Origin of the sequence: Aeromonas sp. ASNIH2, assembly GCF_002934795.1 — a bacterium.
In the GTDB taxonomy this organism is placed as follows: Bacteria; Pseudomonadota; Gammaproteobacteria; order Enterobacterales; family Aeromonadaceae; genus Aeromonas; species Aeromonas caviae.
Window position 1 is genome coordinate 3,817,328 of record NZ_CP026406.1, and the last position, 16,070, is coordinate 3,833,397.

At 64.0% G+C, this 16,070-nt stretch carries 11 protein-coding genes and 2 tRNA genes; 4 read left to right on the forward strand and 9 right to left on the reverse strand.

Annotation, left to right across the window (positions count from 1 at the left end):
- Positions 1-5: 5 nt before the first annotated feature.
- From C3F36_RS18410 to C3F36_RS18435, 6 genes are all read right to left on the reverse strand, one after another.
- Complete coding sequence (locus C3F36_RS18410; protein WP_104456083.1) at positions 6-1,175, reverse strand: ABC transporter substrate-binding protein; 1,170 nt, start codon at positions 1,173-1,175, stop codon at positions 6-8.
- A 19-nt stretch (positions 1,176-1,194) separates the two neighbouring features.
- Complete coding sequence (locus C3F36_RS18415) at positions 1,195-3,351, reverse strand: FAD-dependent oxidoreductase (RefSeq protein ID WP_104455645.1); 2,157 nt, start codon at positions 3,349-3,351, stop codon at positions 1,195-1,197.
- Positions 3,348-3,923, reverse strand: coding sequence for a carboxymuconolactone decarboxylase family protein (locus C3F36_RS18420; protein ID WP_104455646.1), 576 nt, complete (start codon positions 3,921-3,923; stop codon positions 3,348-3,350). The genes C3F36_RS18415 and C3F36_RS18420 overlap by 4 nt, the downstream gene beginning before the upstream one ends.
- Complete coding sequence (locus C3F36_RS18425) at positions 3,913-4,623, reverse strand: DUF1499 domain-containing protein (RefSeq protein ID WP_102948200.1); 711 nt, start codon at positions 4,621-4,623, stop codon at positions 3,913-3,915. The genes C3F36_RS18420 and C3F36_RS18425 overlap by 11 nt, the downstream gene beginning before the upstream one ends.
- 127 nt (positions 4,624-4,750) lie before the next feature.
- A complete protein-coding gene (locus C3F36_RS18430; protein WP_039039827.1) occupies positions 4,751-5,029 on the reverse strand; it encodes a peptidylprolyl isomerase in 279 nt (92 codons plus the stop codon).
- A gap of 59 nt (positions 5,030-5,088) precedes the next feature.
- Positions 5,089-5,484 (reverse strand): hypothetical protein, encoded by a 396-nt coding sequence (locus C3F36_RS18435; RefSeq protein ID WP_104455647.1) that lies wholly within the window; start codon positions 5,482-5,484, stop codon positions 5,089-5,091.
- Between the two features lie 535 nt (positions 5,485-6,019).
- Between C3F36_RS18435 and tamA the strand changes: the two genes are divergently transcribed.
- Both tamA and tamB read left to right on the forward strand, forming a co-directional pair.
- Positions 6,020-7,795, forward strand: a complete 1,776-nt coding sequence (gene tamA, locus C3F36_RS18440; protein ID WP_104455648.1) for an autotransporter assembly complex protein TamA — start codon at positions 6,020-6,022, stop codon at positions 7,793-7,795.
- Between the two features lie 76 nt (positions 7,796-7,871).
- Positions 7,872-11,645 (forward strand): autotransporter assembly complex protein TamB, encoded by a 3,774-nt coding sequence (tamB, locus tag C3F36_RS18445; protein ID WP_104455649.1) that lies wholly within the window; start codon positions 7,872-7,874, stop codon positions 11,643-11,645.
- Positions 11,646-11,849: 204 nt separating this feature from the next.
- Here tamB and C3F36_RS18450 read toward each other — a convergent pair.
- Together C3F36_RS18450 and C3F36_RS18455 are read right to left on the reverse strand one after the other, a co-directional pair.
- Positions 11,850-11,934, reverse strand: a tRNA-Tyr gene (locus C3F36_RS18450).
- A gap of 31 nt (positions 11,935-11,965) precedes the next feature.
- A tRNA-Tyr gene (locus tag C3F36_RS18455) sits at positions 11,966-12,050 on the reverse strand.
- Positions 12,051-12,176: 126 nt separating this feature from the next.
- Here C3F36_RS18455 and C3F36_RS18460 point away from each other — a divergent pair.
- Complete coding sequence (locus C3F36_RS18460; RefSeq protein ID WP_104455650.1) at positions 12,177-12,689, forward strand: VC2046/SO_2500 family protein; 513 nt, start codon at positions 12,177-12,179, stop codon at positions 12,687-12,689.
- A gap of 63 nt (positions 12,690-12,752) precedes the next feature.
- On the opposite strand, the gene hpf is transcribed toward C3F36_RS18460, so the two are convergent.
- Entirely contained in the window at positions 12,753-13,085 is a 333-nt protein-coding gene (hpf, locus tag C3F36_RS18465; protein ID WP_010674126.1) for a ribosome hibernation-promoting factor, HPF/YfiA family, read from the reverse strand.
- A 392-nt stretch (positions 13,086-13,477) separates the two neighbouring features.
- Between hpf and C3F36_RS18470 the strand changes: the two genes are divergently transcribed.
- Positions 13,478-15,994, forward strand: a complete 2,517-nt coding sequence (locus tag C3F36_RS18470; protein ID WP_104455651.1) for a putative bifunctional diguanylate cyclase/phosphodiesterase — start codon at positions 13,478-13,480, stop codon at positions 15,992-15,994.
- The last annotated feature ends 76 nt before the right edge of the window (positions 15,995-16,070 follow it).

The following is a 16,070-nucleotide window of genomic DNA, read 5'->3' on the forward strand; positions in this document are numbered from 1 at the left end:
ATGGATCAGTGGCCGTAGCGCTCGGCCCAGGCCGCTTCCAGCCGTGTCTGCCAGCTGGGGTGGGGCTCTGCCACCCCCTTGAAGCGCAATGCCGGACGGGTCTGGCCTAGCAGCGCCTCCTGGCGCAGCACGCTGGGATCCCCCCAGAAGGCGGGGTCGCTCTTGCGTGCCTGGGCGGCGGGGCTCAGCAGGAAGTTGACCACCACCTTGGCCCCGGCCCGGGCGGAGGCATTGAAGGGGATGGCGAGGAAATGGCTGTTGGTGAGCGCCCCTTTTTCCATGGCGATGGCCTGGACGGAGGGGGGCAGGGTGCCGTTTTGCACCGAACTCTGGGCTTCCCCCGGGTTGAAGCTGATGGCCATGGCCAGCTCGCCGTCATCGAGCAACTGCCTGGTTTCGGCGGCGCCGGTGGGGAAGAGCCTGCCCTTTCGCCAGAGCGCGAGGTGAAGCTGGTCGAGCCAGGCCCAGAGCGGGGCGGTGATGCGAAGGAAGTCGGCATCGGTCGCCTCCCGATAGAGGGGCGCCGGATCTGGTGTCAGCTCCAGCAGGATCTGCTTGAGAAAGCTAGAGCCGTGAAACTGGGGAGGTTTGGGGTAGGTGAAGCGGCCGGGGTGAGCCTTGGTCCAGGCCAGCAGGGCGGCCGCCGAGGTGGGAGGAACGTCTACCTGGTCGCCATCCACCATCAGATTGAGCTGGCCTATGCCCCAGGGGGCCTCCAGCCCCTCGACCGGCACGGTGAAGTCTTCACTCACCGGCAGGGCGGTGTCCACCAGGGCCATGTTGGGCAGCTCGTCGGTAAAGGGGGCCCCCAGCAGCCCCTGCTCCTTGAGCGCCTTGAAGTTCTCGCCGTTGACCCAGAGCAGGTCGATGGGGCCGTTCGACGTCTTGCCAGCCTGCTTGCCGGCCAGCAACTGGCTCACGCTCTGGGCGATGTCATCCACCTTCACCTGCACCAGCTCGACCTGGTACTGGCGAGCGATCTCCTGCCTGGCCCACACCAGGTAGGCGTTGATCTCGGGGCTGCCCCCCCAGGCGTTGAAGTAGACAGTTTGTCCCCTGGCGGCCAGCAGGGTCTGCTGCCACGATGCGTCATTGGCGTGGAGCGGGGAGGCCAGCAGCAGGGGGACAGCGGCCATCAGGGGACGGAGCAGGGCGCGAAGTCGGGTCGTGAACATGATGGTTGCCTCGTCAGAGTCAGGCGCCGCGGCGCCACCGGTGATAACGGGCCAGCAGCGCCAGCAGGCGCCCGGGCTGGCGGGCACGGCGCCAGGCGCCAGCCACGTACTTGTTCCCCTCCATCAGGGTGGGGTAGGGGTGAACGGTGGCGAGGATCTTGCCAAGTCCCAGGCGGTGGCGCATGGCGAGGGCAAACTCGGCGATCCGCTCGCCGGCGTGAGCACCCACTATGGTGGCCCCGAGTATCCTGTCACGGCCCGGCACCGTCAGCACCTCGACAAAGCCCCCGGACTCGCCGTCGGCGATGGCTCTGTCCAGCTCGGCCATCTCGAAGCGGGTCGACTCGAAGGGGATGCCTCGGGCCAGAGCCTCTTTCTGGTTGAGGCCGACCCTGGCTATCTCCGGACTGGTATAGGTGGCCGCCGGCATGACCCTGTAGTCTGCCCGAAAGCGCCTGAACTGGCCAAAGAGGGCGTTGATGGCGGCATACCAGGCCTGATGGGCGGCAAAATGGGTGAACTGGTAGGGGCCGGCAACGTCCCCCACCGCCAGGATGCTGGGGTAGTTGGTGGCGAGGAAGCCGTCGATGGCTAGGGTGCCGCCGGGGGCCAGTTCAACCCCCAGCGCCTCCAGCCCGAAACCGCTCACGTTGGCCTCCCGGCCAAGGGCCAGCAGCAGCTGGTCCCCCTCAACCACCAGCGTCTCGTCCCCCCGGCGCAGGTGCAGCCGGATGGGCAGGTTGGTGTCTTTACCGTCCATATACCCGGCCGAGGTAGCCTGCCAGCCGAGGTGCAGGGTGACACCGTCGTGCTCCAGCTGCGCGGCCAGGGCCCCGGCGACGTCCCTATCTTCCCGGGGCAGCAGCTGAGGGCCTTGCTCCACCAGGGTGACGGGGATACCGAGCAGGGCCAGGCTCTGGGCCAGCTCGCAGCCGATGGGGCCCCCTCCCAGCACCAGCAGATGGCGGGGGGGCTCACGCAGTCGCTGCCAGAGGGTGTCGGAGGTGAGGTAGGGAACCCCGTCCAGCCCCGGCAGTACGGGTACCCGGGGGCGGGCGCCGGTGGCGATCACGATATGACGGCTGGTCAGGCGCTTGCCGTTGACCTCCACCTCCCAGGGGGAGGTGACTCGCACCCGCCCCTGGATGCACTCCACCCCAAGTCCTTCATAGCGCGCCACCGAGTCGTGGGGTTCGACCTCCTCGATGACCCGGGCGACCCGCGCCATCACGGCGGCGAAGTCGGCGCGGCTCTGGCTCGGGGTAAAACCAAGCTCCCCGGCCTTGCGCTGTTCAATGGCGAAGCGGGCGCTTCGGATCAGCGCCTTGGAGGGGACGCAGCCGGTATGGAGGCAATCCCCCCCCATCCTGTGCTGCTCGATGAGGGCCACTCTGGCTTTCACCGCGGCGGCGATGTAGCTGGTGACCAGACCTCCGGCGCCGGCACCTATCACCAGCAGGTTGTAGTCAAAGCGCGCCGGCTTGCGGTAGGGGGCGTGCAATCGGTAGAGGGCGAGACGGCGCTGCAAGGCACGCATCAGCCAGGGCATCAGGCCGAGCAGGGTCAGGGCGGCCAGCAGGCCGGGGGAGAAGAGGTTGCCTGTGCTGGTGAGGGTAGCCAGCTCGCTTCCCGCCAGCACGTAGACGAGGGTGCCCGGCAGCATGCCGAGCTGGCTGACCCAGTAGTAGGTGCTGACTCTGATGGGGGTGAGCCCCATCACCAGGTTGACCAGAAAGAAGGGGAAGAGGGGGATGAGGCGCAGGCTCAGCAGATAGAAGGCCCCCTCCTTTTGCATGCCGGCCTGAACGCTCGTCAGCTTGTCGCCAAAGCGCGTCTCGACCCAGTCCCGCAGCAGGAAGCGGGCGCTGAGAAAGGCCAGGGTGGCGCCGAGGGAGCTGGCAAAGGAGACCAGCAAGAGCCCCCACAGGATGCCGAAGACGGCGCTGCCCGCCAGGGTGAGCAGGGCCGCCCCCGGTAGGGAGAGGGCGGTGGTGAGCACATAGATCACCAGAAACAGCAGGCTGGCTGCGACAACATGGCGGTCGACCCAAAGGGCCAGGCGCGCCTGATGAGCCTGCAACTGGGTGAGGCTCAGATAGTGGTCAAGGTCGAGGGCAAAGAAGGTGCCGAACAGGGCCCCCATCGCCAGCAACAGCAGCAGGCGTGCCCGGTTCATCCCTGCCCCTTGTCGAGGGGGCGCTCGGGTTGCACCGGCAACTGGCAGAACCCCTGGGGAGCGATGTCGAGAGCGGCATTGAACTTGGCGGACATGTTCTGGAAGGCGATGAGGCCGGTGAGCTCCACCAGGGCGTCGTCATCGAACCAGGGCTTGAGGCGGGCGGCCTGCTCGTCGCTCACGCCATCCAGCCCGGTCATGGCCTCGGCATAGTCCAGCACGGCCCGTTCCCGCTCGTCGAACAAGGGGCTGTCGCGCCACCGGGCCAGCGCCTCCACCTTGTCGCTGGAGCCTGCCCGCTTGACGAGGGTCATGGCGTTGATGTCGACACAGAAACGACACCAGTTGAGCTGGGAGACCCGCACCGTCACCAGGGAACGCAGCACGGGGTCGATGGGGGAGCGCTTGCGGTTGATGACGCCGTAGAGGGTGGCGACCGCGGCGAACAGCTTGGGGGAGCGCCCCCAGCACTTGCCCGGGATCAGCACCTGACCGTAGTTGCGTTTCTGCAGCCAGAAGAAGGGGCGGATGAACCAGGCGTAGGCCCGGTCCGGTTTGACCTCAATGCGCATCTTGTTCCTCTTTGAGCTTCTCCATCTTGGGCTTGTAGGCCCCGCCCAGACGCTCGTTCAACCGATTCAGGAAATCAATGATCCGTGCCCGGTTGACCCCCAGATCGCTGCGCCCCTGGCGCGAGGCGGAGCGCATGTCGATACGGGTCTCTTTGGGCCCGGCAAAGACCCGCAGGGCCACGTCATCCTGAAACCCGAACCAGCCGGTGGTGACGACGGCATCGATACCCTCGCTGCCCGGGCGAACCTGCCAACCCAGCTCCGTCATCAGTTCCTCGGCTTCCGCGAGCACTTCGACCGGGGATGCCCGGGTATAGAGAGGACCGGGGTTGCCTGGAAATACTTGCAGGGGCGGGGGGGAGACCGGGAGATCCTCCGGGCTTCTGAGCTGCTCGGCCCACTGGAGCCGTGGCGGATGGTAGGGATCCGTGCTGACGTCGTTGGTGAGGGGGGAGCGCAGCGCCTGGACGAGAAACAGCAGGGGCAACAGCAGGGGAGTTATGCCCCAGATATCCGGCCAGAGGTTGGTGGTGCGGCGATAGCGCCAGGGCAGGCGCAGCAGCAGCACGAGGCTGAGGAGGGCGCTGGCGAGACAGAGGATGAAGCCGAGCCACCAGGGCCAGAGATGGGCGCGGCTGCCAAGGGCCCCGCAAAGGGGCAATAGCCAGGTCAGCAGCGGCCACCACAAAGAGCTGTGCATAAGAGGGATCCACGGGTCAGGATGGAACTATGCCCAGAAGGATAAACTTAATTGCCTGATAACGTTAGTAAATGATCATCAATCCCAGGCGTGCGGCTCAGAGAACCGATGGCCTCGTCGCCCTGGATCAGTTGCGATAGAGCACCTTGATGAGGTGGAAGCCGAACTTGGTGCGCACCGGCCCCAGCACGGTCAGCAGCTCCCCCTTGAACACGGCATCGTCGAAGGACTTGACCATGTCCCCCTTGGAGAACTCTCCCAGATCGCCGCCACGCTTGCCGGAAGGGCAGGTGGAGAAACGCTTGGCCATCTGGCTGAAGTCGGCGCCCTTGGCGAGCTTCTCCTTGATCTCCAGACACTGTTTCTCGGTCTTGACCAGGATGTGCTGGGCACAGGCTTTTTTCATCGGAATGCTCCTCGGCGAGGGGAAAGGGGGCGCAAGATTACTGCAATTGCGCCTCCGCGTCAGCCCCTCGGGCGCGAGACCCGGCTCCGGGGGCCGGCGGCCAGGGGGGCCCTGGCCCGGGATTGCCAGAGGATCTCCAGCCCCAGCAGGGCATAGAGGCTCCAGATGGCCAGGGGGTTGAGCCAGTTGCCTCCCATCTGCAGGGTGGCCAGGGCTGCGCTCACCAGCAGCAGGACTATCCCGGGCAGGCGCCAGTGGACAGGCAGGGGGGCGAGCAGGGCCATGCCCAGCAGCAGGGCCAGGCCAAAGGGCAGATTGAGCGCGGTGAAGGCGAGGGCCTGCTGACCGTTCATGCCGGTCAGCAGGGCCAGCAGGGCGCTGCAGCAGGCCAGGAAGGTGATGAACTCGAGTCGGTCGGCGATGTAGTCAGCCAGTTGTTCGCTACGTAGGTGCATGGGGTCTCTCCTGCGATGATTGGGATCAGTGTGGGACAGGCAGGAGCGCAGGGGCAGCGGGATAAATCGATTGAATTGAACGAAGCTTTAGTGCCATCTATTCAAGTGATTGATTTAAACTTATTTTCCTGTTCAATAGCAGGCAGGATGGGGAAGAGGGCGCGGAGCAAGTCGAGGGGGACGGGTTGACGAAACCCGCCGGATGCGGGGTGTCCGACAAGGGTTGTCGCGACGAGCCGGACCCTGCTGCCAGCCCAAGGCCGCCAGGGGAGATCCGGCGTGGCGGGCAGGTGGTGGCGTTTTGTTCGCCCCTTGCCCGGATTGTGCGCAGTTTGGCTCCTCACACCCGGCTGGCTCCTTGCTGGGCCGAAGCGATCCCCGCACCGGGGGCGGCAGAGCGGCACGCAAAGGGGCTCCGAGCGTGGGATTTCGCCGTCGCGATTATGCTAGGATGAGCGGCACTCGCCCGGGATGAGTCTCGGTATCGTACTAAATAACACAATCTTTAAATCATGTTATTCGGGGAAAATGACGTTTGACAGGATGCTATCCTACTTTTCTCACCGGGAGCACTTCATCCGGGCGATCCCGTCGCCCCGGGCCCGGTCTCTTGCTGCTCGCCCTCGCTCTCTGGCTGATGGCGATGCCCGCCATGGCGGCCAAGTTGACCTACCAGATCAAGGGGGTCAGGGGAGAGCAGAAAGACAACGTCGAGGCCTACCTCAACGCCCTGCCCGTCTATCAGGAACGCCAGTACCGCCCCGCCCGCGCCAAGATCACCGAGAGCGTACAGAAGGCGCTGCAGGTCTATGGCTACTACCAGCCCAAGATCACCCTGAACCGCGACAAGAAGACGCCCGCCAAGGTGGTGATCGAGATTGAGCGGGGGGAACCCGTGATCATCTCGCGCCTCGACATCCTGCTGGAAGGGGATGCGGGGAGCGACGAGGTGTACAGCGAGCTGCTGGACAAGCTGCCCCTGAAGGAGGGAGATCCCCTCAACCACGGCAAATATGAATCCATCAAGGCGGATCTCGGCAGTCTGGGGCTGGCCCGCGGCTATTTTGACGCCAAGATCAGCAAGAGCCAGGTCAAGGTTTTCCCGGAACAGGGCAAGGCGGAGATCTACATCCTGTTTCGCTCTGGCCCGCGCTACCATTTCGGCGAGATCCGCTATGACGCGACGCCGGAGGCACTGCACCTGATCCGCCCGCTCATCAATATCAAGAGCGGCGACCCCTATCTGGCGATCCGTCTGGCGGAGATGTCCCAGGATGTCTCCTCCACCAAGCTGTTCAAGCAGGTGGACATCAAACCCCTGATCAGCCAGGCCGAGGGCAACCGGGTGCCGGTGCAGGTGACCCTCTCCAACCGGGTCGATCACGAGATTGAGACCGGTATCGGTTATGCCACGGACGTGGGGCCGCGCCTGAGTGCCACCTGGGAGAAACCCTGGGTGAACCGCTATGGTCACCGCCTCTCCAGCACCGCCAAGATCTCGGCGCCGGAAGCGGAGCTCAGCTTCGACTACCAGATCCCGGTGGGCAACCCGCTGCGGGATTACTACTCTCTGCAGGCGGGCTATCAATACACCGACAAAAACGACACCCGCTCCGATCTGGCCACCTTCGGGGTGCACCGCTGGACACGCCGACCGGAGAGCTGGGACAGAGACGTCTTTGTGCGCCTGGAGAACGAGCGCTACGTCCAGGGTCAGGACGAGGGGAACAGCCTGCTGCTGATCCCCGGCGTCTCCTGGTCACGGCTGCGGGTGCGCGGCGGTCTGGTGCCGGATTGGGGGGATCGCCAGCAACTGACGATGGAGTTCTCGAGCCCCTACTGGGGGTCCGACATCAGCTTCATGCGGGTGTGGGGGCGCAGCAAGTGGCTGCGCACCCTGGGCGAAGATCACCGTTTCCTGATGCGGGCCGAGCAGGGGGCCATCGTCGGGGATGATTTCTCCCTGGTCCCGCCCTCCCTGCGCTTCTTCACCGGCGGCGATCAGACGGTCCGGGGCTACGGTTACGAGACCATTTCGCCACGGGGGGACGATGGCAAGCTGACCGGCGGACGCTACGCCAGCGTTGGCAGCCTGGAGTACAACTACCGCTTCAGCGAGAAGTGGCTCGGCGCCCTGTTCGTGGACGCCGGGACCGCCACCGTCGACTACAGCGAGGCCTGGAAGATAGGCACCGGGGTCGGGGTGCGCTGGGTCACCCCCATCGGTCAGGTCAGGCTCGATCTGGCGGTGGGCATCTCCGAGGAGGACAAGCCGCTGCGGCTGCACTTCGCACTGGGGCCGGAACTATGACCCGGCAACCAGGCGCATATCCTCTTCTTTCTCTTTTCTGGCCGCTGCGGCTGCTTTCCTTGCAGGGGTCTGCATCGTGATCTGGGTAAAACGCATTTTCTTGTGGCTCATGGGCCTCTTCTTCCTGCTGCTCATCGGCGTCAGCCTGCTGGGCTTCACCCATCAGGGCAACAAGTGGCTGTGGCAACAGGCCAGAGCCGCGCTGCCCTCCCTCAAGGGGGAGCTGGTGGCGGGGCAACTCGGGTATGGCTGGACCTTCGAAGGGGTTGGCTGGCAGGACGAGCTGGTGGATGTCACCGTGGAGCGGGCCGTGCTGGACTGGGATCTGGGCAAGCTCCTGCAGGGCAAGCTCTGGATCAAGACTCTGGCGGTGACTCGCCCCGTGGTCCGGGTGGCGGAGTCCGAGCCGGTGCCGGAAGAGCCGTCGGAGCCCTTCGTCTGGCATCCGTTGCCGCTCAAAATCCAGGTCGACAGCCTCAAGGTTGCCGATCTCGATGTGGCGGTGCCCGGCGTGACGATCACCCTCAAGGATCTGGACATTGGCGCCGCCCTGGATCGCGCCGGGCTCATCGTGCGCGGCCCCGTGCTCGATGGCCTGAACGTGTTGGTGGCACCGTCCCCGGTGGAGGCGGCCAGTGACAAGGGCGCCAAACCGGCGGATGAGAAAAGCGCCACCCTGGCGGCCGGCGAGCGCAAGGCTGTCCCCAGTGACAAGACGCAGGCCGAAAGCAAGCCCGAGCCCATGGTGCTGCCGGCGGTGCGACTGCCTTTCCCCATCCAGCTGGAGGGGCTGAAAGCCACGGCGTTCCGTTATCAGCAAGGTGAGCTGGTGGAGGGGCTTGACAACCTGTTGCTGTCGGCCACCGCCGAGGAGGAGCGTATCGACATCCGGGAGCTCTCCTTGCGCCATGCCATGGCGGATCTGGCCTTGAGTGGTCAGGTGCGCCTGCACGAGGATTACCCCCTCACCCTGACTCTGGATGCCAAGGCGCGTCAAGGGCTGCTGGACGGGGAGCTCAAGGGGGAGCAGGTCAATCTCGTCCTGGACGGTTCTGTGGTCAAGCTTGGGCTGGCACTCAAGGCCAAGGGACCGGTGGGCGCCAATCTCAAAGGATCCCTCGCGGCCCTCGACCCGGATCTGCCCTTCGATCTGGCGCTGGACTGGAAGAGCCTCTCCTGGCCCCTGCACAAGCCTGCCAAGGATGAGCCCAGCTATCGGCTGGACAAGGGCACCCTGAGCGCCAAGGGCAAGCTCTCCGGTTACCAGTTTGCGCTCAACACCGCCGGCAAGGGGACCGATGTGCCCCCCTTCAAGGTGGCGCTCTCGGGTAAGGGGGATCTCAACCAGCTGAGCCGTATCGAGCTGCTGCTGGGGGCCCTCAAGGGGGAGCTCAAGCTCGACGGCAAGCTGGCCTGGAGCAAGGGGGTCCAGTGGCAGGGGACGACCGAATTCAAGGGGATCAACCCGGCGGAGCTGGTGCCCGAGATCAAGGGAGCACTGGCGGGCAAGATCACCAGTCGCTTCGATCTGGATGAGGCGGGCCACTGGCAGCTGGCCCTGCCCGAGCTCAAGGTGGATGGCAAGCTCAACCAGTATCCCCTGGCCTTGCAGGGCAGGCTCAGCGGCAACGACAAGATGGAGTGGACCATCCCGGCCCTGGCGCTGCAAAGCGGCCCCAACCGGCTGCAGGCCAAAGGCTCGCTCACGACCCAGGCCTGGCAGCTGGATGCGGATCTGGATGCGCCCAAGCTTGGGGGTATCTACCCGGGTCTGGGAGGGGACATCAAGGGCCAGGTGCGCGTCACCGGCAACCAGCAGGCGCCGCGCGTGAATGCCGATCTGGTGTCGGGCCGACTCGCCTACGCGGGCACCGTCCTCAAGGAGACCGTCATCAGGGCCAACGCCCTGGTCGGGGAGAAGCCCGCCGGTGAGGTGGCGGTGACGGTGGCGAGCCTGGCGCAGGGGGAGACCAAGCTCTCGCAAATCGCCCTGAACCTGAGCGGCGATCTCGAGCGCCACGGGCTCACCTTGACCATGAAGGGGGATCCGCTGGCGGCAGACCTCAGCCTGAATGGCAGCCTGCGCGGTGACCGCTGGCGTGGCGCCCTTGCCGAGCTGAAGCTCAAGACCCCCCTCAAGCGCTGGGCGCTGACCGCCCCCTGGTCTCTGGACCTGGATCTGCCGAAACAGCAGCTGACCATGGGGGATCTCTGCCTCGCGTCCCAGAAGGCCAGTCTCTGCGTCAAGGGGAGCCGGATAGCCCAGTCCCAGGGCAATCTGGAATTTGCCCTGAACGAATTTGATCTCAAGCGGCTGCGCCCCTGGTTGCCGGACAATTTCCGCTGGCAGGCGGTGCTGTCGGCCGACGGGCGCGCCAGCTGGCGCGGCAACCAGCCGACCCTGCACGCCACCGTGCGCACCACGCCTGGGACCTTCGTCGCCGACGAACTCAAGACCGACTACCAGCGCCTCGAGCTCGGGATCGACTTCGAGCGCCAGCAGGCCGCCATCCGGGTCGATTTCGCCTCCGAGCAGATCGGTAACATCGACACCGATCTGCTGATCCGGGATCCCGCCGGCCGCGGCAACCTCGGCGGTCAACTCAGGTTTGACGATCTGAAGCTGGCGACCTTTGCGCCGCTCATTCCCGAAGTGCGCTCCCTGCAAGGGGTCATCTCGGCGGATGCCCGCTTCGAAGGTACCCTGGCTGCCCCCCTGCTGTATGGCGAGCTGAACCTGAAGGAGGGGGAGGTTCAGACCCACTCCGACATGGTGACCCTCTCCAAGCTGGTGACCCGCCTCAAGATAGAAGGCAACCGGGCCGAACTCGACGGCTCCATGATGGTGGGCAAGGGCCCCCTGGTGCTGGGGGGCTGGCTGAGCTGGGCCCAGCAGCCGGTGACCGGCAGCCTCACCATTCAGGGCAAGGAGCTGGAAGCCCAGTACCCGGGCATGGGCCGGGTCAGAGTGACACCTGACATCGCCATCTCTCTCGGGGAGGAGACCAGGGTGACCGGGCAGGTGGACATCCCCTGGTCGCGCATCCTGGTCAAGAGCCTGCCAGACAGCGCGGTAGCGGTCTCCGATGACGTCACCGTCATCTACGACGATCTGCCGCCGGTCCCCAAGGCGGCACCGCTGCCCATGGAGATCAGGCTCGCCATCCGGCTCGGGGACGATGTCCGCCTCGAAGCCATGGGACTCAAGACCAAGGTGGGAGGGGCCCTCAACATTCGCCAGGATCCCTCCAAGCCGCTCTCGGGCAACGGGCAACTGGAGCTCAGGGACGGGCGCTTCAAGGCCTATGGCCAGAACCTCATCATCAAGGAGGGGCGGATCCTCTTCTCCGGCCCCATTGATCAGCCCTATCTCAACATCGAGACCTATCGGGATCCGGACACCATCGAGGACAACGTGACCGTCGGGGTGCGGGTGACGGGGCCAGCCGCCAAGCCGAAGATCACCGTCTATTCCGAGCCGCAGATGGCGCAGTCCGAACAGCTCTCCTATCTGTTGCGGGGCAAGGGATTGCAGACCAGCGGCGAGGATGGCGGCTTCAACGGCCTGCTGGTGGCGGGGGCCGTGAGCCAGGCGAGCGGCGTGGTCTCCAGCATCGGGGAATCCCTCGGCATGAGCGACGTGGCCCTCGATACCGCAGGCAGTGGCGATGACACCCAGGTGACCCTGTCGGCCTACCTGCTGCCCGGCTTGCAGTTCCAGTACGGGGTCGAGGTGTTCAGCCCCATCGCTGAATTCAAGCTGCGCTACGAGCTGATGCCAAGGCTCTATCTGCAGGCCATGAGCGGGGTGGCCCAGGCGGTGGATATCTTCTATCGCTTCACCCTGTAAGGGGCGCGGATGACAAGACAGATGCCTGGGGAGACGTTTATCCCCCTCTGCCCGACCTGCTGATGACAGCTGTCGCCAGCAGGTTCGGGGTGAGAGCGTGTATATATTGACGGGAAGCTTGGCCTCCCGTTTTTTTGTAGAAGAAGGGGATTTGTGGAAGCCAGAAAAGCGAAAACCCGGCACAAGGCCGGGTTCTCTGAAAGATGGTGGAGGGAGAAGAATTCGAACCTTCGAAGGCAGAGCCGTCAGATTTACAGTCTGATCCCTTTGGCCGCTCGGGAACCCCTCCACGGGGCATGACCTGATTGTGCGCACTTGAATGGTGGAGGGAGAAGGATTCGAACCTTCGAAGGCAGAGCCGTCAGATTTACAGTCTGATCCCTTTGGCCGCTCGGGAACCCCTCCCCAAGTGCGAGGCGCATACTAACAGATCTGTCGCGCTTGTGAACCCCTCTGCCGGGATTTTTAATGCTTAAAGGATCGGGTTGATGGCCGATAAGCAATGAAACCTTCATTTCCAAGATTTATCTCATGCTGCCCAGTGCGATTCGTGACCGCTTGCTCGTGGATGAGGCCCAGTTGGGCCAACGGCTCAACCAGGATCTCCGTGCGGGGGACCGTGCCGACTTCAGGCTGCACCTGGCGCTGCTGACCGATGCGGTGGAAGAACAGCCCTGGTTTGATGCCCCGCCCAAGCCTGCGTCGGGTGAGCTGGATTGGCGCTCCCGTTTCGGTCTGATGCCCCGGGCGTCCCTGCAAGGCGGGGTGGAAGAGATCGATGCCACCAGCCTCAACGAGCGTCTGCAACAGGGTGGGTGCATGACGGATGTGAGACTCTGGCTGGCGCTGCGCTCTCCGCCACTGGTGAGCCGAACGCCCGCGCTGGATCCCGCAGTGTACGACAACCTCTCGGCACTGGGTCGCGAGCGCTGGCAGACCCGCCCTATGGGCGCTGACCCCAGGGAGGAGGCTCCGCTGATGATGCTGCCGCTGCTCGAGGAGCTTGCGCAAGGGGTGGATGCCAGGCTGCGCTGGCTGGGATGACGGCACGGTAGAATGCAAAAAGGCGGGATAACCCGCCTTTTGCTTTATGAGTGGTGAACCTTGTCAGGCGTCTGCTTCGTCCGGTTGGGGCACTTCCTTGCCGGCGGCACGACGGGCGATGGGTTTTTCCGTGTGACGGTTGAGCTGGCGTTCCAGCTTCTGGCCCAGGTCCGTGATGGCAGCATAGAGATCCTCGTGCTCTGCCTGCGCAAACAGTTTGCCGTTGGGAATGCCGATAGTGGCTTCGACGATATACATCAAACGCTCTTTGGAGATGATCACATGGGGTGTGATAAGAGGCACCTGAAGACGCTCGAGCTTTTCAAAACGGGATTCAATGCGCTCGCGGATGGCTGGGGTGATGTCGATGATTTTACTGGTCATTTCGATTTTCATAATGGCCCCCTTCGGGTCGTCTTGCTTGTGTCTTCACCTCCAGATTACCCATGTCGCCAAATCAAAATGTGATCCGCGTCACGAAAAATGCCCTTGGGAATCCCGCTGTCCATAAATTGTGAGCTTTTCCCGTTTCATGCCAAAAACCGCTTGAGCTCAGTGAAACAGGCAGGCAGTATCAGCAAATAGGATCGTTTCTGTCCCCCCTCGGCAGCGCCTTGTGTCGACCCGATGTTTGGTTTTTGCCGCATAGTCTCGAATTTTCTCCACCCACATCGCATCATCGCATCGCAAAATCATTGCCATGCGCCGGTGGAGATATGCGCGCAAACGGATATGCTTTTCTGCAGGAGTCGGGGTGGATAACGTGGTTGTAGTGGTTGGAGTCGTAGATGAAGCAGCAAGCCACCCAGATGATGTGGTTTTATGATCGGCAGCATGGGCAATGGAGCCTGTCTGATCATGTCTCTTGTGAACCCTGGGCAGGGGAGGAAGCCCACCCCTGGGCCACCCAACTTGAGCGGGAAGATGAAGCGGGTTTCGCCGATTTTCTTGCAAGACTCCACGATTCCTGCCAGCCAGGCCAGTTCATCGGTCACCTGCGCGATGAGGACGGTAAGGTACACCACGCGCTCTGGTACGGTCAGTATGTGCCTGCACAGGGGCTCTGTTGTGGCTGGCTTGCCCCCCTCGAAATGATGCATCGCGAGATGGATCGCGCCAACTCCCCCGCAGGCGTGACACCGCCGCTTCCCATGTTGCAGGCCCCCTTGCTGGCTAAGCTGGCGCAGGCGCTCTCCGCCAAGACGGGGCTCGATTTTTGCCAGACCCTGGTCAACGAGCTGGCCCATATCCTGGGAGCCACTGCCGTCTGGCTGACGGAGCGGGTGGGCCTTGACCGACTCAGGGTGCTGGCGAGCCACGGCATCGACGTCAAGGAGTACGCCCTCTGTGACATGCCCTGCCAGCAGCTCTATCGGGGCGCCGCCAGTGCGACCCCCATCAGCGAACCCCTGACCGGGTATCCCGACCTGCCCCCGGGCCAGCACTATTACGCCCAGCCGCTGCTCGATCGCAACGGTCAGATCCTGGGTCATCTCGCCCTGCTGTTCCCGAGCCAGACCCGGACCACGGATCTGGACTCCGTCCTGACCATCTTCTCGGTGCGCATGGTGGCCGAGCTGGAGCGCCTGCAGAGCGATGCCTTGATGCGGCTGTCTGCGGTGGCCTTTGAAACTCACGAAGGGATCATCATCACGGATCCCGAGTTCAAGATCCTGCGGGTCAATTACGCCTTCAGCCAGATCACCGGCTTTGACAACCAGGGGGTGATTGGTCTGCATCTTGGCAACGATCTCTGGTCGGGGCTGGGAGGGCTGGGTTACGAGCTCAACGCCCTGGATCGCTGGCAGGGGGAAACCCTGCGCCTGCACGCCGACGGTCACGCCTATCCCCAGTGGGAGATCGTCACGCCGGTGCAGGATGAGAAGGGGGGGATCAGCCACTATGTCATCTTCTTCGAGGATATTTCCGAGCGCAAGGCGGCGGAGCGCCGCATCCAGGATCTCGCCTTCTATGACGAGCTGACAGGCCTGCCCAATCGTCGTCAGCTGCACGAAACCCTGACCCAGGCGTTCACCGATGCAAATCGCAGTCACCTCATAGGGGCCCTGCTGTTCATCGATCTCGACCACTTCAAGACCATCAATGATTCCCTGGGTCACGCCACCGGCGACTGGCTGCTCAAGGAGGTGGCCAGCCGTCTCAAGCGGCTGGTGCGCCAGGGGGATTGTCTGGCCCGTCTCGGCGGCGACGAGTTCGTGTTGTTGCTGCCAGCGCTTTCCATCAGCCCGCCCCAGGCGGAGATGCAGGCCGACCTCATCGCGGAGCGGCTCATCGGGGAGATCGCCGCCCCCTATGATTTCAGAGGCCAGGTGCTGCACATCGGCGCCAGTGTCGGCATCACCCTCTTCCCCGGTCGGGAGCAGGAGGCGGGGGATCTGCTCAAGCAGGCTGACACCGCCATGTATCAGGCGAAATCGGCGGGCCGCAAGACCCGGCGCTTCTTCGATGCCTCCATGCAGTTGCAGGCCGACCGGCGTCTGCACATTCACAACGAGCTGCGCAGTGCCCTCGACAATGGGGAGCTGACTCTCCACTACCAGCCCCAGCACATGGTGGCGGGGGGGGAGATCATCGGTGTCGAGGCGCTGATCCGCTGGCAACCCCCCGGGCGTGCCCTGGTATCGCCCGCCGAGTTCATCCCCATTGCCGAGGAGACGGATCTCATTGTCGACATCGGCAACTGGGTATTGCACGAAGCCTGTACCCAGTACGTCTCCTGGGAGGAGAGCGGGATCCACGTCCCCCAGCTCTCGGTCAACGTGAGCGCCAAACAGTTCCATGCTCCCGACTTCGTCGATCGCATTCACGACGTGCTGGCGGCCACCGGCATGGATCCCGCCTGCCTCAACCTGGAGATCACCGAGTCGGTGGTGCTGGGTCATGCGGAAGACACCATCAGTAAGATGGCGGAACTCAAGACCCTGGGCATCAGCTTTGCCATCGACGACTTCGGGGCGGGGTACTCTTCCCTGAGCTACCTCAAGCGGCTGCCGGCCGATGAGCTCAAGATCGACCGCTCTTTCATCCAGGACATACCCAAGGATGGTGACAACATGGCCATCGTCGAGGCCGTGATCGCCATGGCCCGCCACATGGGGTTCAACGTGACGGCGGAGGGGGTGGAGTCCCGCCAGCAGCTGGAGTTTCTGCAGGCACAGGGCTGCCATTTCTTCCAGGGATACCTCGCCTCCAAGCCGCTCCCTGTTACCTACCTTGAACGCTATGTCAGCCGTCAGGTACGCGGTGATCGCCCCGTCTGCACCGATAAAAATAGTGTGGCGTAGCCCCCGTGCTTAGCGGGTAGAATGAAGGTATGTCACCACCGCACTTTGGCGGTGGTTATGCCTTCAAGGGGAGAAT